This window comes from Streptomyces kebangsaanensis (assembly GCF_001906585.1).
GTDB classification, from domain to species: Bacteria; Actinomycetota; Actinomycetes; order Streptomycetales; family Streptomycetaceae; genus Streptomyces; species Streptomyces kebangsaanensis.
Map to the genome: position 1 here is coordinate 16,753 of NZ_JUJA01000099.1, position 17,630 is coordinate 34,382.

15 protein-coding genes and 1 pseudogene are annotated in these 17,630 nt (G+C 74.2%); 4 read left to right on the top strand and 12 right to left on the bottom strand.

Annotation, left to right across the window (positions count from 1 at the left end; genetic code table 11):
• Positions 1 to 1,411 (top strand): alpha/beta fold hydrolase (locus tag RH94_RS14735; protein WP_234425777.1); only part of this gene is annotated, 1,411 nt, incomplete at its 5' end.
• Positions 1,412 to 1,515: 104 nt separating this feature from the next.
• On the opposite strand, the gene RH94_RS14740 is transcribed toward RH94_RS14735, so the two are convergent.
• Positions 1,516 to 2,484 (bottom strand): M23 family metallopeptidase, encoded by a 969-nt coding sequence (locus RH94_RS14740; protein WP_073948053.1) that lies wholly within the window; start codon positions 2,482 to 2,484, stop codon positions 1,516 to 1,518.
• Between the two features lie 199 nt (positions 2,485 to 2,683).
• Here RH94_RS14740 and RH94_RS40740 point away from each other — a divergent pair, with 199 nt between their 5' ends.
• Positions 2,684 to 3,568 (top strand): helix-turn-helix domain-containing protein, encoded by an 885-nt coding sequence (locus RH94_RS40740; protein ID WP_073948054.1) that lies wholly within the window; start codon positions 2,684 to 2,686, stop codon positions 3,566 to 3,568.
• Between the two features lie 49 nt (positions 3,569 to 3,617).
• On the opposite strand, the gene RH94_RS14750 is transcribed toward RH94_RS40740, so the two are convergent.
• The 3 genes from RH94_RS14750 to RH94_RS14760 all read right to left on the bottom strand — a co-directional run bounded on the left by RH94_RS14750 (position 3,618) and on the right by RH94_RS14760 (position 7,530).
• Positions 3,618 to 4,643, bottom strand: a complete 1,026-nt coding sequence (locus tag RH94_RS14750; RefSeq protein ID WP_073948055.1) for a phosphotransferase family protein — start codon at positions 4,641 to 4,643, stop codon at positions 3,618 to 3,620.
• A 51-nt stretch (positions 4,644 to 4,694) separates the two neighbouring features.
• Positions 4,695 to 6,086 (bottom strand): MFS transporter, encoded by a 1,392-nt coding sequence (locus tag RH94_RS14755; protein ID WP_073948056.1) that lies wholly within the window; start codon positions 6,084 to 6,086, stop codon positions 4,695 to 4,697.
• 268 nt (positions 6,087 to 6,354) lie between these two features.
• Positions 6,355 to 7,530, bottom strand: coding sequence for a carboxylate-amine ligase (locus RH94_RS14760; RefSeq protein WP_079189035.1), 1,176 nt, complete (start codon positions 7,528 to 7,530; stop codon positions 6,355 to 6,357).
• A 429-nt stretch (positions 7,531 to 7,959) separates the two neighbouring features.
• Between RH94_RS14760 and RH94_RS14765 the strand changes: the two genes are divergently transcribed.
• Together RH94_RS14765 and RH94_RS14770 are read left to right on the top strand one after the other, a co-directional pair.
• Complete coding sequence (locus RH94_RS14765) at positions 7,960 to 8,190, top strand: hypervirulence associated TUDOR domain-containing protein (protein WP_073948058.1); 231 nt, start codon at positions 7,960 to 7,962, stop codon at positions 8,188 to 8,190.
• Positions 8,191 to 8,249: 59 nt separating this feature from the next.
• Positions 8,250 to 8,543: pseudogene (locus tag RH94_RS14770) on the top strand (DUF3140 domain-containing protein).
• Between the two features lie 41 nt (positions 8,544 to 8,584).
• On the opposite strand, the gene RH94_RS14775 reads toward RH94_RS14770, so the two are convergent.
• The 8 genes from RH94_RS14775 to RH94_RS43395 all read right to left on the bottom strand — a co-directional run.
• Positions 8,585 to 10,330 (bottom strand): SpoIIE family protein phosphatase, encoded by a 1,746-nt coding sequence (locus RH94_RS14775; protein WP_073948088.1) that lies wholly within the window; start codon positions 10,328 to 10,330, stop codon positions 8,585 to 8,587.
• A 229-nt stretch (positions 10,331 to 10,559) separates the two neighbouring features.
• Positions 10,560 to 11,243 (bottom strand): nitroreductase family protein, encoded by a 684-nt coding sequence (locus RH94_RS14780; RefSeq protein ID WP_073948059.1) that lies wholly within the window; start codon positions 11,241 to 11,243, stop codon positions 10,560 to 10,562.
• Positions 11,240 to 12,139, bottom strand: a complete 900-nt coding sequence (locus RH94_RS14785; protein ID WP_073948060.1) for a UbiA prenyltransferase family protein — start codon at positions 12,137 to 12,139, stop codon at positions 11,240 to 11,242. The genes RH94_RS14780 and RH94_RS14785 overlap by 4 nt, the downstream gene beginning before the upstream one ends.
• Complete coding sequence (locus RH94_RS14790; RefSeq protein ID WP_073948061.1) at positions 12,136 to 13,140, bottom strand: ScbA/BarX family gamma-butyrolactone biosynthesis protein; 1,005 nt, start codon at positions 13,138 to 13,140, stop codon at positions 12,136 to 12,138. Before RH94_RS14790 ends, RH94_RS14785 begins: the two co-directional genes overlap by 4 nt.
• A 14-nt stretch (positions 13,141 to 13,154) precedes the next feature.
• Positions 13,155 to 14,102: a nucleoside-diphosphate kinase gene (locus RH94_RS14795; protein WP_234425778.1), complete on the bottom strand. Its 948-nt coding sequence runs from the start codon at positions 14,100 to 14,102 to the stop codon at positions 13,155 to 13,157.
• Entirely contained in the window at positions 14,099 to 15,187 is a 1,089-nt protein-coding gene (locus tag RH94_RS14800) for an SDR family oxidoreductase (RefSeq protein WP_073948062.1), read from the bottom strand. The genes RH94_RS14795 and RH94_RS14800 overlap by 4 nt, the downstream gene beginning before the upstream one ends.
• On the bottom strand, positions 15,172 to 16,869 hold the full coding sequence (locus tag RH94_RS14805; RefSeq protein WP_073948063.1) for a nucleotidyltransferase domain-containing protein: 1,698 nt from the start codon (positions 16,867 to 16,869) through the stop codon (positions 15,172 to 15,174). The genes RH94_RS14800 and RH94_RS14805 overlap by 16 nt, the downstream gene beginning before the upstream one ends.
• The coding region (locus RH94_RS43395; protein ID WP_267893368.1) for a PEP-utilizing enzyme at positions 16,866 to 17,630 on the bottom strand (765 nt) is incomplete at its 5' end. The genes RH94_RS43395 and RH94_RS14805, both read right to left, overlap by 4 nt.

The window sequence follows — 17,630 nt, forward strand, 5'->3', positions numbered from 1 at the left end:
GACGCTGGGGAGTTGGAGACCCGTGGCGCCGGCGACGGTCGCGCTGGCCGTCGCCGGCCTGCTGACGGTGTCGGGGACGTGTACGTCCGCGGCGCCGGACCGGGCGGCCGCGGCGCGGGCCGGGGAGAGCGGGGGACTCTCCGGCGCCGCGGCCTGCCCCGGACTGAAGGGCTTCACCTGCGCCACGCTGACCGTCCCGCTCGACCACCGCGGCGGTGTGCCGGGCCGGCTGGGCCTGAAGGTCGCGACGGCGGACAACGTGAAGGCCCCCAAGGGCGTACTGGTCTTCCTCACGGGCGGGCCCGGCCAGCCGGGCGTGCCGTTCGTCGAACGGCTGAGCAAGGTGCTGGCGCCGGTGCTGAAGGACTACCGCCTCGTCATGTTCGACCAGCGCGGCACCGGCGCCAACGCGCTCCAGTGCCCGCGGCTGCAGCAGGAGATGGGGTCGTCCGACCTGACACCGCCCACCGCCCGGGCGGTCACGGACTGCGCCGCGGCCATCGGTCCCGACCGACGCTTCTACAGCACCGACGACACGGTCGCCGACCTGGAGTCGCTGCGCCGGGCGCTGGGCGTACGGAAACTGACCCTCGACGGGGTGTCGTACGGCAGCTACACCGCCGAGCGGTACGCCCTGGCCCACCCGCAGCACGTGGCGCGGCTGGTGCTGGACTCGGTGGTGCCGCAGACCGGTTACGACCCGATGGACCGCGCCGCCCTGCGCGCGGCGCCGCACGTGCTGACGGCGGCCTGCAGGGCGACCGGCTGCACCACGGACCCGGCGGCGGATCTGGCGGCGGTGGTCGGCCGGTACGGCAACGGCGTCGACGTGATCGACGCACTGACCACCTGGGAGTTCGTGGACCCGGACTACGCCGAGATGATCGACGCCCTGCACAAGGCGGCCAACGGCGACCCCGGACCGCTGCAAGGCCTGATCGCGGGTGTGCGGGAGGGCGGCGCGGCGAGCGCGGAGGAGCTCAGCCAGGGACTGCACGCCTCCACGCTGTGCCTGGACGGACGCTACCCGTGGGGCAGGGCCGACACGCCGGTGGCCGGACGCGAGGAGGCGCTGGAGAAGGCGGGGGCGGAGCTGACACCGGCCGACTACGGCCCCTTCGACGCCGCCACGGCGACCGGCCTCGGCTCGATGCTCAGCTGTCTGCACTGGCCGCGCACGCCCGTGCCGCCGCTGCCGCCGCGGCACCGCAGGCTTCCGGGCGTACCGGTACTGCTGCTCGGCGGGGACCGGGACCTGTCGACCCCGCTGGAATGGCTGTACGACCAGAAGAGACTGACACCGCGGGCCCGGGTCGTGGTGGTGCCGGGCGCCGCGCACTCGGTGCAGAGCAGGGCGGCCGACGACAAGGGCCGCCGGGCGGTGTTCGACTTCCTGCTGGGGCGGCGCTGACGTCCGCGCGGGCGAGGACCGGCCGCGCGGTGGCCCGGGCTCGGCCCGGGCCACCGAACGCCGTGGGTTCCGCGGCCCCGGTCGGCGGGGCAGCGGCCGGCGGGTCAGTACCAGACCTGCTGTCCCTTGGTGATGGTGTCGTAGTACCCCTGCCCGCCGCCGAGGTGCAGCAGGTGGCGGGGGCGCGCGCTCTGGCCGCCGTACACGCCGCCGGCCGCGGTCAGGGACGCGTTGTACACCAGGGAGAAGTGCAGGTGCGGCGCGAAGCCGCCGGTGCCGCCCACCGCGCCGATCACCGTGTCGTTCGTGATCCTCTGTCCCTTGCTCACATGGACGGCGCTGAGGTGGCAGACCACGCTCCACCAGCCGCCGCCGTGGTCGACCACCACGTACTGGCCGCACGTCTCCCAGCCGCTCGGCGCCCAGCCGGCGTACAGGACCGTCCCGGCGCCGCCGGGCGACAGCGCGGGATCGCCCTGGTTCATTCCCAGGTCGATCGCGTAGTACTGGTTCATGCGGGTGGGGCCGTTGCAGCTGACGTGGTAGCCCTCGCCGTAGTGGCTGCCGTTCTGCCAGGCGTAGCCGGCGCGGTTGTTGGCCGCGGAGGTGAGCGGGGTCTGCAGGTACTTGGCCGACGGCCAGTCCACGCAGCCGGCCGCGAGCGGGGGCAGGCTGCCGCCGCCGCAGTGCGGTATGCCCGGGCTGTAGCCGTCGGCACCGACCGTCGGGGTGTTCATGTACCAGTCGTAGACCCAGGTGCCGTCGGCCAGTTGGTCCCAGGTGGTGAACGGCCTGCCGTTGTAGACCTTGCCGTCCACCTGATCCCCGTTGTTGATCTGGCACGACACGTTCAGTGACGTGCCGTTGGGGACGTAGCGCAGCACATGGTTGACGTGCGGCTCGCTCTGCACGGCCAGGCCCTGGCTGTCCGCGCCGGTCACCTGGTAGGTGGCGGCCCGGGCCGGGGACGCGAGGCCGACGGCGGCCACGGTCAGCAGCACGGCCGGCACGACGCGTGCGGCGGCGCGTGCCAGGGGGCGGGACGACCGGACGGTGGGTGAGGAACGCTTCACTCTGCCTCCAGGGGTGTCCGTGGGAAGGAACGCCATCGGTATAGCGGGGGCGGGCGCGCGTCTCGACGGACAAAAGCGGCGTGCGAACACCCCTGAACACAGTGGTCCCGTCGGCAACAGTGGCGCGATCCGCTCTGCAGTGGACGGCCCGTGCCGTGAACAATGCTGAACACCACTGGACGGGATCCGAGGAGAACCTGTGGCCGGAAAGAGGAAAGGGGAGGTCGCTTCCGACGGGCCCCGGGCCGAACTCGCCCACCGGCTACGAGAGGCGCGTGACACCGCGGGAGTCACGCTCCGGGAACTGGCTCAGCGGGCCGGCTACTCCGCTGCCGCCCTCTCCGCGGCGGAAAGCGGACGGAAGGCCCCCACGTGGGACGTCACCGCCTCCTTCGTCAAGGCACTGGGGCAGGACCCGCTGCACTGGCGCTCGTTGTGGGAAGCGGCGTCCCGGGACGGGAACAGGGCCGGTGACGACCCGGACCGCTCCCCCGCGGCAGCCGCCGCCCCCATCCCTCCCGCCGAGCACCCGAGGCGCCGCCGGGCGACCCTGGTGGCGACCGCGGTCCTCTCGGCGCTGCTCGCCGCCGCGACCACCGGCCTCGCGGTCAGTCACCGGGACGACACGGCCGAGCGGCACCCATCCGCTCGGCACGGCACGGCGGAATCCGCCCTGTGGCGCAGTCTGCCGGAGGCGCGGTCCGCTCCCGGCCGCCCCGCGGACGCCACCGACCCGATCCAGACCGGCTGCGGTTCACCCGACGTCGTGGCCCGCGTCATCACGTTCGACGAGGTTCCGGTACGTCTGCCGGGCGGCATGGACTTCGGCCGGCTCCTGCTGCGCCACCAACCGGGCTGCCGCACCAGCTGGGGACTGGTCAAGGGGCCGCACAACGCCCAGCGCCGGGTCCACATCAGCGTCCGCCGCCCCGCGGACCACGTCGTCGTGACGAGTTCTTTCGCCGGGGAGAGCGTGGACAGTTACGGGCAACAGCTGTCCACGGTCGAAGGGTGCGTCTACGTGGAGGCTTTCGTCGAGACACCGGAGGGCCGCGGCCCGCTGGCGCGCACCCGCTGCGCGTGAAGGGGTCCCGCCCCGCTCCCACCGCACACGTGCGGGTTCGGCACTGCGGTCACGCGGTCCGCGCCCGCCCTCGGCGGGACCAGTCGTCGAATGCCGCGGCGAGCGGTTTCACGACCTCCCGCTCGAGCCAGGCGCGCCGCTGGGCGTCGAACCGCCGGGGCACGGCCTCCACCCACATGATCAGGTGGAGGTGGGCCCGGTAGAGGGCCAGCCGTGTGCGGGCGGACGCGTCGAAGGCCGCCGGACCGCCTGCCGCGCGATAGCCGTTCAGGAAGGCCTCGTCCCGTTCGATGTCGTCGAAGAGGGCCAGGGAGACGAACTCCGCCAGGGGGTCGCCCCAGAAGGCCCGTTCGGCGTCGATCAACGCTCCGATCCGCGGGCCGTCCGGTCCCCGGTCGACGAGGATGTTCCCGTCCCAGAGGTCGAAGTGGACGAGCCTGGGCACCGTCACCTCGTCGAGCACCGGGCTCCGCGCGGCGAACAGCGCCCGGATGTCCTCCGCCGGCCGGGGCAGGGGGACGCCGAATCGCCCGGCGTCGTCCAGGACCGCGTCGACCATGTCCAGGAACGCCTCACGCCAGCTCGCCCGCAGGGGCCCCAACGGCCTTGCGGGGTAACCGAATCCCTCGTTGCCGGTGATGGTGTGCAGAGCGGCCGCATGCCCGCCGAGCGCTGCGCGCAGACGGGCGCGCGCCCCGGCGTCCATCGTGCCCGGCAGCTCGGACCAGGACGTGCCGGGGCACTCCGACATGACGAGGTGGTCGGCCGGGGCCGCACCGTCCCGCGGGCCCGGGGAGAGCGGCTCGGGAACCGGGACCCGCGTCGCCGCGCGCGCCGTCCGGTAGAACCACGCCTCGGTGTCGAGGATGCCCCGCTCATGGCGCAGGACGGGGACGGAGGGGTCGGGCGCGAGTTTGACCACGAGCCCCGTACCGTCGGCCCGCCTCACACGGAAGACCGTGTTGAAGGTGCCGCCGCCGAGCTCCCGGCAGTCGGCCACCTCGTTCCACGGGACGCCCGCGGCGGCCAACGCCCCGGTGAGGCGGGCCTGTCGGTGCTCGTGTGCGCGCTCCATGCGGATGGTCGCTCCCGTCGGGTCGTCGCCGAGTCGTCCCCATCCTGCTGTTCAGCCCGGCGGTTGACCAGAGGGGTGTTTCGCCGGCACGCACCGCCACGCGATCCCCGCGGCGGTCAGGTAGGCGAGGGCGCCGATGGTCATGCCGGTGCGCAGGCCGGTGGTGTAGTCGTCGCTCGCGGCGAGCAGGCTGCCTCCGAGTGCCACGCCGGTGGCGCTGCCGATCTGGCGGGTGGTGTTGAACAGGGCGGAGGCGGTTCCCCGGTACGCCGGGGGTGAAGCGGCCATCACGGTGGTGGTCGAGCCGGTGAGGGCGAAGGAGGTGCCGAACCCCGCGGCCATCATCGGGGCCACCAGCAGCGGGTAGGGGGCGTCGGCTCCCGCCGCGGCCCAGCCCGCCAGGCCCAGGGCGGCCAGGAGCATGCCGGAGACCACCAGCGGACGGTCACCGGTGCGGCGGGTCAGCCGGCCGGACAGGACGGAGGCGAACATGGTCATCGCGACCGCCGGGAACAGTGCCGCCCCGGTCTCGAGGGCGCTGAGGCCGCGCCGGCGCTGGAAGTCCAGGCTGGCGATGAACACCATGCCGTAGAAGCCGAAGTTGAACAGCAGGCCGACGGCGGCGGGGCCGCTCATCGTGGGCGAGCGCAGCATGCTCGGGGGAAGGGCGGGGGACCGGGCCAGCTTCTCGCGCGCCGTGAACGCCACGACGGCCGCCGCGGCCAGGCCCAGCCCCGCCACGACGGCGGGGTCCGACCAGCCGCGCCGTCCGGCTTCGTTGAGCGCGGCGGTCAGCAGGGCCACCGCCGCCACGACCGCGCACTGGGCCGGCCAGTCCAGGGCACGGGCGGCCTGCCGGGGTGAGCGTGTCACGTGCCGCAGTGTCAGCAGCAGGCACGCCACGCCCACGGGCAGGTTGAGGAGGAAGACCCACCGCCAGCCCACCGTGGAGACCAGCAGCCCGCCCAGCAGCGGCCCGGCGGAGGCGGCGATGCCCGCCATCGAACCCCACAGCCCGAAGGCCCGCGAGCGCGCGGCCGGCGCCGGGTAGGCCTGCTGGAGCAGGGCCAGGGAGCCGGGCACGATCAGCGCCGCGCCGAGCCCCTCCACCAGCCGGGCCACCACGAGGAAGGGGGCGCTCGGCGCGAACGCGCACGCGGCCGAGGAGACGGTGAACACCGTCACGCCCCAGCTGAAGACCCGCCGGTTGCCCAGCCGGTCGCCCAGCGCGCCGCCGGTCATCAGGAACCCGGCGAAGACCAGCGTGTAGCCGTCCGTGATCCACTGGATGCCGGTGAGCGAGGCCGACAGTTCCCGGCCCACCACCGGTACGGCGACGTTGATGATCGTCACGTCCAGGATCACCATGAAGTACCCGGCGCACACCGCCAGCAACGGGGCCGCGCGGGCCGTCCCAGGATCCGCGAACGCCACGTCCCCCACTCCATCCCGCTCACGGAAACTCTGCGCGAAACGCATGATAAGGGACATATATACTCGTTCTACGTCAGCCGGCCTCCTCGTCCTGGCGGACGGTGGACGGCCTCCCGCGGACCGCTCGGGCGTGCGGCGCTCCCCCACCCGGCAGGAGAGGGGAGCGGAGCAGGGGCCGGCCACGTCGGTGAGGGCCTCGCCGACGTGGCCGCCGGCACGTGTGCGGCGGGGCGGAGAAGGCCGCGCACGTCGCCCGTCCGGAACGGCGGGATTTCGCCTACGCCGTGGTGCCTTCGGAGGTCCGCAGGGGAACGGCTCCGCCGGTGCGCGGGAAGACCGCCGGCCGTTCTTCCGGAGCACCGCCGATGTCGGTGGAGGCCAGCAGGCCGTTGACGGCGTCGAGTCCGCCGGCGTGCAGGGCCCGGCGCTGCAGGTCCGCGCCCGTACCCTCCCGCAGCAGGCGGTGCACGACGGCGGTCACCTCCCGCAGATCGCCGGCCGCCTCCAGCGCGGAGCCCACGTGTTCCAGCAGCCCGCCCACCACGTCACCGGCGCGGCGCCGGCACCCCTGAGCATCGATCAGATCGCCACCGAGCCCGTGCCGGGCGGCCTGCCACATCGCCGCCCTGATCAGCTCCGGGGCGCACCGCGGTGCGCGGACGCCGGTGGCCGCCTCGTACATCGCGGTCTCCACCAGGGCACGGACCAGGCCGGCCAGCATGATGGCGTCACCGGCGCGCAGCTGCACGTCCATGCAGCGGATCTCCACCGTGGGATAGCGCTCCGACAGCCGGGCCTGCCAGTACAGCTGGCCGGTGTCGGCGATCACACGGGTGGACAGCAGCCGCCGGACCCGCAGGTCGTAGTCCTCCTCGTCGGCGAAGTACGGCGGTATGCCACTGACCGGCCACCGGTTGAAGATCACGGTGCGCCAGCTGGCGAATCCGGTGTCGTGCCCTTTCCAGAGCGGCGAGTTCGCCGACATCGCCGTGAGCGTCGGCAGCCACACGCGGATCCGGTTCAGCACCTCCACCCCCGCGCGCCGGCCGGGCACAGCCACATGCACGTGCATGCCGCAGACCATCTGCTCGGCCACCAGCTGCGGAGCCTGCCGCTGCATCGCCCGGTAGCGGGCGTGGTCGGTGACCGGCACCGGCGGCCCCTGATGGGTGGGCGGGGTCCCGCTCGCCACGAGCCGGCAGCCGTGGGCTTCCGCCGCACCCGCCACAGCATGCCTCAGACGCAGCAGGTGCCCACCGACCTCGACCAGCTCGGCACACACCGGAGTGGCCACCTCGACCTGCGCCTGCAGCAGCTCCGACTGCACCTCCCCGGCAGCGACGAAAGGCTGCAGGCCGGCCGTGGCGCGCACCTTGTCCTCCCGCGCGGCCGGCAAGCCCGTGGCCGCATCGACCAGCAGGTATTCCTCTTCGACGCCGATGGTCGTCGCCATCAGGGCTCTTCCCTTCACCGCTCGCTTCCGGAGCGGAGCCGGACGGAAACCGGTCACCGGGTACAACACCGCCCGCCTGACGGCGATGAGGCTCACGTGCCGAGCGGCAGCCGGTCGGAACCTCTCATGGGGCACTGGCGGTCACCTCAGTATGGGCGCCGGACGGGAGACCGCGCACCGTGCGGGGAAAACACTGCGCCACCCTCTCGGCCCGAGAGGTCCGTCCGGTCCACGCGGCCGGGCGCCGCACCCGGCGGCGGCCCGACGCGGGCGCCTGGCACACGTCGGCCCGGTCCGGTCGGCTCCTCTCCCGGTGGACGGCCCGCGCACCGGACCGGGTTCACCTGGCCGGCGAAGGTGCGGGCCGCCGTCGAATCCAGCAGGGTGGAGGGGGCGCGCGTCCGTACCGCGCCCGGAAGGAGAGCCGCCATGGCGAAGGGCACCTCCCGGAAAAAGGAGCCGGCCGAGGGCGACGAGGTGGCGTGGCGCAGCCACGGCAGTGAGACCGCGGGGACCGTCGAGAAGAAGATCACCGAGCGGACACAGGCCGCGGGCCGCACCGTGGACGCCTCCCCCGAAGAGCCGCAGTACGAGGTACGCGGCGACAAGTCCGGCCGCTCGGCCGTGCACAAGCCGTCGGCCCTGAAAAAGAAGAAGTAGCCGCCGTGCCGACCGACGAGCGGCGCCGGACGTGGGAGTCGTTCCGGGAACTGGTCACCATGACACCGTCCGCGCTCGAGAAGTGGCCGGCCGCCGAGGAGTAGCGGGCGGCCGGACGGTACGAGGGCGGCAAGGAGTCGACCGGTCACGCCTCCGGCCGCGGGACCGTCTCCATCCTTCGGAAGTGGAGGAGCGACCTGTCGGACGCGGGCCACGGCCACATGCGCAAAGCGATCGGCCGCGTCCGCCGTCACCTGGCGCGGAGGCCCTCCGGGGACGTACGCGCGTCGCGCTGCCGGCGCCCTTCACCGATGAACCGGGGCCACGACCCGCTCGCCGGGACGTCGCGGTAGCCGGCCGGCCGCCGGCCCCTGGTGTGCCTGGCCGCACCGGTCTACCGGGCGCCGTAGGGGCGGAGCGCCTTCGCGTCGGCGAGGGGCGCGTCCGAGGGGATGCGCACGGCCAGGAGGGCCACGTCGTCGTCGTTGTCGGACGGGCGCGTCCGCGCGAGCAGCTGGTCGGTGAAGGGCTCCAGGGGGCGGTGGGCCAGGGAAGCGGCGTGCCGGCTCAGTCGGCGCAGCCCGTCGTCGATGGACTTGCCGGGGGATTCGATCAGTCCGTCGGTGTACAGCAGGAGGGTCGAGCCGGGAGGCAGGGCCGTGGTCGCGTCGGCGCGGGCCCGGTCGGGAGCGACGCCCAGGAGCAGGCCGTGGCCGTCGGTGAGGTAGCGGGCCACGCCGTCGTGGGTGATCAGCAGGGGCGGCGGATGGCCGGCGTTGGTCCAGGACAGTTCGCACTGCCCGTCGTCGGTCATCGTCGTCCGGGCGAAGACGAGGGTGGCCATGGACACTTCGGCGATGCGCACGGACGCCTGGTCCAGCCAACTGACGATCTTGCTGGGCGGCCGCTGCTGCGACCAGGCGTAGGCGCGGAGCATGTTGCGCAGCTGCGCCATGCCGGACGCGGCGTCCAGGTCGTGGCCGACGACGTCCCCGATCGCCAGGGCCATGGCGCCGTCGGCCAGGGTGAAGGCGTCGTACCAGTCGCCGCCGACGTCGGAGGCGTCCGGCGCGGAAAGGTATCTGGCGGTCATCTCCAGCCCCAGCCCGTGCGGCAGCTGCGGCAGCAGGTGCCGTTGCATGGTCTCGGCGACGGTGCGCTGCCGCTGGTAGAGGCGTGCGTTGTCCAGAGCCAGCCCGGCACGGCGCGTGATGTCCTCCAGCAGCGCGATGTCGGCCGCGGTGAACGGCTCCGGCTGTGCGGAACGTCCCAGCGTCAGGGCTCCGAGGACCTCCCGCAGGCTGCGGATGGGCGCGATGACGGCCGAGTGCATCCCCGTCACCTCGAACAGGCGGCGCTGTTCGACGGCGAGGCCCGAGTCCGGCGGTCCTCGGTAGGTCTCCGGCCTGGCCAGTGCGGATGCCGCGCCTCGCAGGGCCCGGGACAGGGGCATGGGCGACTCCTCCGGTACCGGCGGCATCGGTCCTTGGAGGTCCTCCCGGTACGCCAGGACGCCGTTGTCCATGTGGGCGACGGTGACGCGTCGCACCTCGTCACGTTCGGTGATCAGGTCGATCACGGCCCAGTCCGCCAGGCGGGGGACCACCAGACGGACCAGTCTGCGCAGCGCCTCCTCGACGTCCAGGGTGGAGGTCAGCTGCGACGTGGTCTCTGCCAGCAGCGCCAGCCGCTCGAGCTCCGAAAGCCGTGTGCCGGCCCCCTCGGGCCTCTCGGCGGCATGGTGGGAGTGGAGGAGTACGAGCGCGGCAGACCGGTCGCCGAGGTCGCACGGCGCCACCGTCCATGCGACCCGCAGCAGGGTCCCGTCACCGCGTTCGAGCCACTCCCCCGTTTTCTGCGCCGTACGGCCGGCATGGATGGCCTCACGCATGGAGCACTGGGTCCTCGGCATTCGTTCCCCGTACTGGTTGCGGTGCAGCAAGTCGTGTGCGTCCTGGCCCATCAGCTGCGCGGCGGGCCGGGCCAGCAGCTGTTGTGCCCGGGCGTTGACCTCGACGATGCATCCCTGCTCGTCCGTCACGTAGGCGGCGGACCGCAGGGCGTCCAGCACCCGCGCAAGCGCCTCACGGACGTCGTCCGGCGGCTGCCCGCCGGTGCGGCGCGCTCCCGGCCGATCCATCACGTGCCTGCCACCTCCAGCCGCGGCGACGGCCGCCTCCTTCCCCCCTCCCCCTGGCCACCGAGTCCCCCGGCCCGCCGAGCTGACGCCCGCGGCGATGGTGCCAGGACGTCCGAAGGGCCGCTGCCCGCTGTTCTCCGCACCTTCGGGTCCGCTCGTGCGCGGCCCCGGCCGGGCCGGTGCGCTGCTCGGGCTGGTCGCGCAGGGAGGATCGCCCCCACCCGGGTGATCACCCACCCTCTGCCGCCGGCGGCGGCGGCGCCGCGCGGCTCCGGCCCTGCCAGCCGTCGTGGTGCAGGACCTCCTCCAGCCGCCGTCGCGGCCCGGGGCGGAAGGCGGTGCGCAAGGGGTACGCGGTCGGCAGCAGCGCGCCCTGGCGGACGGTGGGCGGCAGGCCGAGCAGGTCGGCGGCCTCCCGCTCGCGGTCCAGGTGGACGGCCGTCCAGGCGGTGACCAGGCCACGGCTGCGGGCGGCCAGCGCATAGCTCCAGGCGGCGGGCAGCAGGGATGCCCACAGGCCGGCCTGGTTGCCCGGCGGCAGCCGGCCGTCGGCCAGTTGGAGGCAGGGGATGACCAGGACGGGCACGCGGTGCAGCCGCTCGGCCAGCCGCCGGGCGCCGGTGAGCGCCGAGCGGGTCGCCTCGGGCAGCTCGTCCAGCCGCCGCAGGGCGGCGGCGTTGCGGTCGTGGAACGCGGCCCGGTACACCTCGGCGAGGCCGGCGCGGAGCTCCGGGTCGGTCAGCAGGAGCCAGCGCCAGTTCTGGCGGTTGTTGCCGTTGGGTGCCTGAAGGGCGATGCGCAGGCAGTCCTTGACGAGTTCCGCGTCCACCTCCCGTTCGAAATCCAGGCCGTTGCGTACGGTGCGTGTGGTGGTGAGCAACTCCTCGCAGGTCAGCGGTTGTCCGGTGGTCATGGCAGCACCGCCGCGCGCACGGCCAGGGCGAGGTGGGTGCCCGCGACGAAGCCCGTCGCGGCCGGCGGCGGCCAGCCGCCGCGGCGCGCTCGCAGGAACCGCCACAGGCCCCAGGTCGGCAGTGCCGCCGTCAGGCAGGGCAGCAGCCCGGCCGGGCCGTCCGGAAGGAACAGGGCGGCCTCGCAGCCGACCGCCCCCGCCGCCAGGGCCGCCGTGACCGCCGCGCTGCGCCGCGGGCCGAGGGCGGCCGAGTACAGGCGCGCACCGGGCGGTGTCTCCCAGGCCGTCTTGCGGGCGAACTCGAAGTGCAGGAACACGCAGGCGCACAGCGCCAGCAGCACCCCTGCGCGCCAGTCGGCCGGGACGGTCCCGGCAGCGGCCAGCGACCCGTACACGTAGACCCCGAGCAGCACCTGCGCCGGGTAGGTGACCGCGAGGTTGAGCAGCTGCCGGTCGCGTACCGTCGCCGACAGGCGTTCCAGGGCGGCGAGCAGCAGTGCGTAGCCGAGGGCCGCCAGGATCAGCAGGACGGCGGCCGGGGACAGGGCGGCGTTCAGGCCCGTGACGACGGCGGTCAGGGCGGCCATGGCGCCGCGCAGTTCGGCGGCGGTGATCGCACCGGTGACCAGCGGCCGGTCCGGGTGGTGCACGCGGTCGTACGCGAGGTCCTTCTGCTCGTCCAGCATCCGCAGGAACAGCAGGGCCAGTACGACGCTCAGCACCCGCACCCAGGTGGCTCCGGTCGGCCGCCAGGCCGTGCCGGTCAGCGACACCGCGGTGCTCTCCAGGGCCAGCACCCACAGCAGTCCGTAGGCGGCGTGGGTCCGGGGCGGGAACATGCGGAGTACGAAGCGGGCCAGCCGGGCGGGCACGTGGGACACGAGGACGGTGCTCACGTCAGGGCCGTCCCCCCCGCCCCCGGCAGGCGGCCCGGTGCCGCGCCCGCGGCTCCGGCCAGGCCGGCCGTGTCCCGGCCGGCGAAGCCGATGCGGGCCTCGGCCACCGGGGCGCCGAGCTGGTGCAGGGCGCACTCGACGTCCGCCCCGGGCAGCACCGGGGCGGTGCCGCACACCAGGGGCAGATCCGTCTCGGCGAAGCGGTGGAACCGCGCGGACAGGCCGACCGGCAGCGCCGTGGGCGTGCGCAGCGTGCCCGCGGTCACGGCGGCGGTCAGGGCCAGTTGCCGGCACGCCTCCAGTTCCAGCATGCCGGGCACGTGGTCGACCCAGTGGTCGTACAGCGTCGGGTGCGTGGTCCGGGCGACCAGGCGGGCCGCGCTCCCTCCGTCGCCCGTGGCGCGCGGCGGGGAGATGACCACGTTGGCGGGGTCGCGGCGGCCCACCAGAGCGGCGTCGGCGTGGGGTCCGCGCAGCGCGACGGGCCGGCCGGACAGGCCGAGCGCGCCGCGCTGCGCGGACCGCAGCCGCGTCCAGTCCCGCGGCCGCATCCAGGAGTAGTCGATGCGGGCGGACAGCGCGGGGCGCCCGCGGATGGTCACGGCGAGGGCCAGCCGCAGTCCCGTCATCCCGGACCGGCTCCGCAGCCGTTCCTCGATCCGGGCGGCGACGACGGCCTCTGTGGGGGTGTTCCCGGGTACCAGGGCGGTCAGGTCGAGCACCTCCGACTCGATCGCGCGCAGCAGGAACTTGTGGCCCAGCGGTACGCCGAGGCAGCGGTGGGCCACGACGAAGATGGCCTGCCGGCACGCCTCCAGCAGCATGAAGGGGTCGTGGTGGGTACGGGGTGCGAGGGTGTCGTCGTGGAAGGCGTGCAGGCGGGGAAACTGCGCGGCGAGCAGCACCTCGTCCTCGCTCGCGCGTCTGGCGTCGGTCAGGAAGACCTCGGCGATCGCGGCCCGGTGGACCAGTTCCCTCGGAAGTGTCCTGGTGAACTGCATGGGGTGTTCCTCCTTCAGAGGGCCGTGGCGCCGAGGGCGGTCAGGTGGCGGCGCCATGCCCCGGGGTCGGCTCCGTCCAGCACCGGGGCGCGGCCGGGCTGCCGCATCGGGAGCACCTTGGAGCCGACGACGACGGTGTCCCAGGGGTCCAGGTCGGCTCCCTGGTCCCAGGCCGCTTCCAGGAGCCGGCGCGGGTCGGCGGCGGTGTCGGGGGCATGACGGTGCGACAGGGACCGGCGCAGCCGTTCGAGGGCGGGTTCGAAGTCGAGTTCGCGGGGTTCGGTGGCGGCGTAGAGCCGGTCGGTCAGCTCCAGGGCGTGCGCGGTGCGGTCCTCGCCCGCCAGGGCCGACCGGAAGAGGCGGTCGCGTTCGGCGTCGTCGAAGTGGACGGCCAACTCCCTTAGTACGTCGGCTGGTTCGTCGGGAGTGTGCACCAGGTTGAGCAGGTAGCTGTAGCGGCCGAGGAGGTGGCGGAGCTGGCCGGGAGCCCGTGCGTCCGGGTCGGTGGGGCCCTTGAGCCGGGTGAGTTCCACCGATGCGGGGACGTCGAGGGCGTGACCGGGGCGGACGACGAGGACGAGGGCGTCGGCGTCCTGGAGGAAGAGCGCGGCGAGCCGTCTGCGGTGGGGGGTGGCGAGGTTCCACTGGAAGTACCACAGGGCACGGATCATGGTGCGGGTCAGGCGGGTGACCGCCGCGCCGACGATCCGGAAGTCCCGTTCGTTCAGCCACTCGACGGCCGCCTCCAGCCTGCGCGCCACCACGGCGTCCGGCTTCAGCAGCAGCGCGGCGTGGTGCCGGGCGAAGCCGGGGACGTCGTCGGTGAGGGCGGCGAGGTGTTCGTGGGCCTCCTGGTAGTAGGTGTCCGCGCCGTACAGGCGCTGCTTGGCGGGGTGGCAGGTGAGCAGGGGCGGCACCGCGATGCCGTGCTCGGGCCCGGGGTGTTCGGGGTGGTGCGTCACTGGGCGCTCCCGTGGGTTCGGCGGGCGGCCGGCTCCTCGGGCGGGGGCGTGCCGAGGTAGCCGACCCGGAGGCAGTGGTCGAGGAGACGGCGCAGGTAGGTCCGTCCGCGCGTGGGTGCCCGGCGGCCGCCGAAGGCGGTGGCCTGCGTGTCGTCGAAGTGGACGCGCCGGCGGAAGTAGGTGCCGTAGAGGGCGATGACGCGGTCGTGGTACGGACGTTCACGGCCGGGCAGGGCCGACGCGGAGAACGCGGACGGGGGGACGAACCTCGGCACCTGGAAGGAGGGGTACTCGGCGAGGACGTCGGAGAAGTCCCGCAGGGTCAGCTCGTGGCCGACGGCGTGCAGGGTGCGGCCCTCGGCGTCGGCGAAGCGGAGGGCGGCCCCGGCCACCAGGTCGGCGACGTGGTCGACCGGGACCAGGTCGAGTACGGCGTCGTGGTGGCCGGGGGCGCTGCGCACCAGGCCCCTGGTGAAGACCTTGAGCACCGGGTAGATGGTCCTGAAGTCGCGGACGCGGCCGGTGCGGGCGGCGCCGGTGACGATGCTCGGGCGGACCACGGTGACCGGCAGGCCCTTCGCGGCGGCCTCGCGGACCAGGGTCTCCGCGGTCAGTTTGCTCCGCTCGTAGCCGTTGCCGGGGCGTTGGCCCACGTCGAGTTCGTCCTCGTACGCGGTGCCGTCGCGTTCTCCGCAGACGTAGGCGGTGCTGACGTGCACGAGCGGGGTGGGGCCGGCGAGGGCGAGGTCGAGGACGTGCCGGGTGCCGGAGACGTTGACGCTGTCGTAGCGCTCCTCGGGCAGTCCGAAGTCGGTGACGGCGGCGCAGTGCACGATCCGGTCGGCGGTCCGGGCGAGGCGCCGGTCGTCGTCGGTGAGCCCGAGGCCGGGGCGGGTGATGTCGCCGGTGACCGGGACGAGGGTGCCGGGGCCGGGGGTGAGTCCTCTGCCGTTGTTGCGCACGAGGCGGGTCCTGCTGTGCAGCAGCGCCAGTACGGTGTGGCCCGCGGCGGTGAGCCGGGCGGTCACCTCCGCGCCCACCAGGCCGGCGGCGCCGGTGACCAGTACCGTCATCGTGTCGGCCATCGGCCGTTCCTCCCGGGGGCTGGGTGTCGTCCGCTCCGGTGGGGCCGGGTGCCGTGGCCGGCGAGGAGGTCGCGGGCCTCCTCGATGGGCAGTTCCGCGTCCAGGTAGGCCCCGATGCGCAGCCAGTCGTGGCCGAGTTCCAGGGTGGCCCGCCAGGCGTCGGCGGAGTCGAAGCAGGAGGGGAAGGCGTCGGCGCCCGCGGTGTCGCGCACCAGCGTGACGAAGGCGTGCAGGTCGGCGAGGGCGGCCTCGCCGCGGCCGGGCGAGTCGATGGTGCGGCGCAGCAGGTGTCCGGCACGGGTGCGGATCGGCTCGGTGGCCGGTGGCAGCAGGTCCATCCGGTGGACGAGGTCGCAGTCGGCGGGCAGCGGGTTGACGCCGTAGGAGCTGAACAGGCCGCGCAGCGCGGCGTGCACGGCGCGGCGGGCGGTGAGTTCGGCGACCGGCCACTGGCCGCGCTCGAGAGCGCCGGTGAGGTCCTCGAGGGCGTTCTCGACGACGACGTTGGACCACACCAGGGCCATGGTGGCGGCGGCGAACCGGTCGGCGGGCAGGGGTACCAGATCGACGGCGTCGGGGCCGCTGACGGCCGCGCCGGCCACCGACAGCGGCGGCTGTGCGGTGGAGGGCGGTGGTGTGACGGGGCCGGGCGGCGCGGCGAGCGGCAGCGACGCGGTGACGGTGCCGCCGCCCTTCCACGCCAGCCGGATCAGCCCGTAGCGCCAGAACGCGGCCAGCAGCGGGCCGGGGGCGGTGCCGCCGGTGCGCTCGGCGGCGGCGAGCGCCCGGGGCAGCGACCGGCCGGGGACGAGACCGCGCCAGACGGCTCCGGCGCGGTCGCCGAGGGCGAACACCTCGCGGCGCCGGCGGATGACGTGGACCCGTTCGCCGGTCTGCCAGGTGGTCACACCGGCGGCGCGTTCGACGGTGAGGCGCTCGGGGTCGGCGGCCACGCCGGTCAGGCCGAGGCCGGCGGCGAAGGCGAGGCAGGCGAGCAGGTGGGCGCGGGCGGCGTCCGGGTCGCCGGGGGCGGGGGTCGTGGAATGCAGTTCCCCGTACCGGTCGCGCACGTCGGGCCGTCCGGCGCGGTCCAGTTGCAGGGACAGCCACTTGGGTTCCAGGTAGGTCTCGCCCCGGTCGGCCGCCCACGCCTTGACGGTCTGGACGAGTGCGGCGCGGTTCCAGTCGACGGCCTCGTCGGTCCGGCCGAGGCGGAGCAGCGCCACCGCGTGGCGCAGGGACTGGCGGGCCCGGTGGGCCCACCAGTCGCCGGCGATGCGGGAGAGCCGCTCGCGGGGCATGAGCTCCTTGACCTCGTCGACCAGGTCGTGGCCGCGCAGCGGGTGGCTGTGCAGCAGCCGCTGGCAGCGGTTGAGCAGGTCCTCGCAGAGCGTGCCGGGGCGCTTGGCCTGCTTCTCCAAGGTGCGGAACTGATCGGTGAGCTGGCGTACCGAGCGGGTGCGGATCTCCACCCGGCGGCCGTCGACGAAGAGCAGTGACGGCATGGTCGGCAGGTCTTCGTCGCCCCGGCCGATGAGCAGGAAGTCGATGTCGGAGGAGGGGTTGCCGAACCCCTCCGCTATGGACCCTTCGAGCACTACGGCGAAGTCGGCTGCCAGGGGCGGCAGTTCGGCGAGGGATGCGTCGAGCAGGCCTTGCAGTCGGTCCTCGGTGAGGATCACGGATGTGTCTCCGTCCTTCGGCTGTCCGGGGGCACGGCCGGGCCGTCGGCGGTGTCGTCGGCCGGCGGGTCGGCGAGTACGGTGACCGTCCCCGCGGCGCCGTCCACGCGCAGCAGGGTGCCGGTGCGGATCTCGGTGGTGACGTCCTTGACCTGGACCACGGTCGGAATGCCCAGCTCCCGTGCCACGACGGCCACATGGGTCAGGGGGCTGCCGCGTTCGACGAGCACGGCGGCGGCCGAGGCCAGCGCGGGCACCCAGCCGGGGTCGGTGCGGTAGGCGACCAGGATGCCGCCGCCGATCTCGCGCGGGCTGTCGGTGACCACCGCGGGCCCTTCGGCGACACCGGGGCAGCAGGGGGTGCCGCGCAGTTCACGGACGCCGCTGCGGGCGGCGGGGCCGCCGGTCCAGCCGGCCCGCTCCAGATTGCCCGACCAGTAGGGAGCGCCGCGGGTGGTGAAGCGGGACGGTGCGTGCCGCGCGGCACCGGCGGCGAGTTGCCTGCGGCGCAGCGCGGCCAGCTCCTTCAGCTCGGTGTGGGCGATGTGACCCTCGTAGGCTCCTCGCACCTCCTCCAGCCTCAACATGAACACATCAGCCCAGGAGTCGATGGCCCCGGCACGGGCCAGGTCGCGGCCCATCGCGCGCAGCATGCGCTTGGCCGCGCCGAAGGCACGGGTGCGGCAGAACCTCAGCCGTTCGCGGTCGGCGAGCGCGGCCCGGGCCTTGCGCCGCACCCGCTCGTACACCCAGCGGCGGGG

Bases quoted from the DNA above. Each gene is read 5' to 3' on its own strand.
- RH94_RS14750 (WP_073948055.1), bottom strand. From the start codon at position 4,643: ATGGAGCGCGCACACGAGCACCGACAGGCCCGCCTCACCGGGGCGTTG.
- RH94_RS14760 (WP_079189035.1), bottom strand. From the start codon at position 7,530: ATGGCGACGACCATCGGCGTCGAAGAGGAATACCTGCTGGTCGATGCG.
- RH94_RS14765 (WP_073948058.1), top strand. From the start codon at position 7,960: ATGGCGAAGGGCACCTCCCGGAAAAAGGAGCCGGCCGAGGGCGACGAG.
- RH94_RS14775 (WP_073948088.1), bottom strand. From the start codon at position 10,330: ATGGATCGGCCGGGAGCGCGCCGCACCGGCGGGCAGCCGCCGGACGAC.
- RH94_RS14780 (WP_073948059.1), bottom strand. From the start codon at position 11,243: ATGACCACCGGACAACCGCTGACCTGCGAGGAGTTGCTCACCACCACA.
- RH94_RS14790 (WP_073948061.1), bottom strand. From the start codon at position 13,140: ATGCAGTTCACCAGGACACTTCCGAGGGAACTGGTCCACCGGGCCGCG.
- RH94_RS14800 (WP_073948062.1), bottom strand. From the start codon at position 15,187: ATGGCCGACACGATGACGGTACTGGTCACCGGCGCCGCCGGCCTGGTG.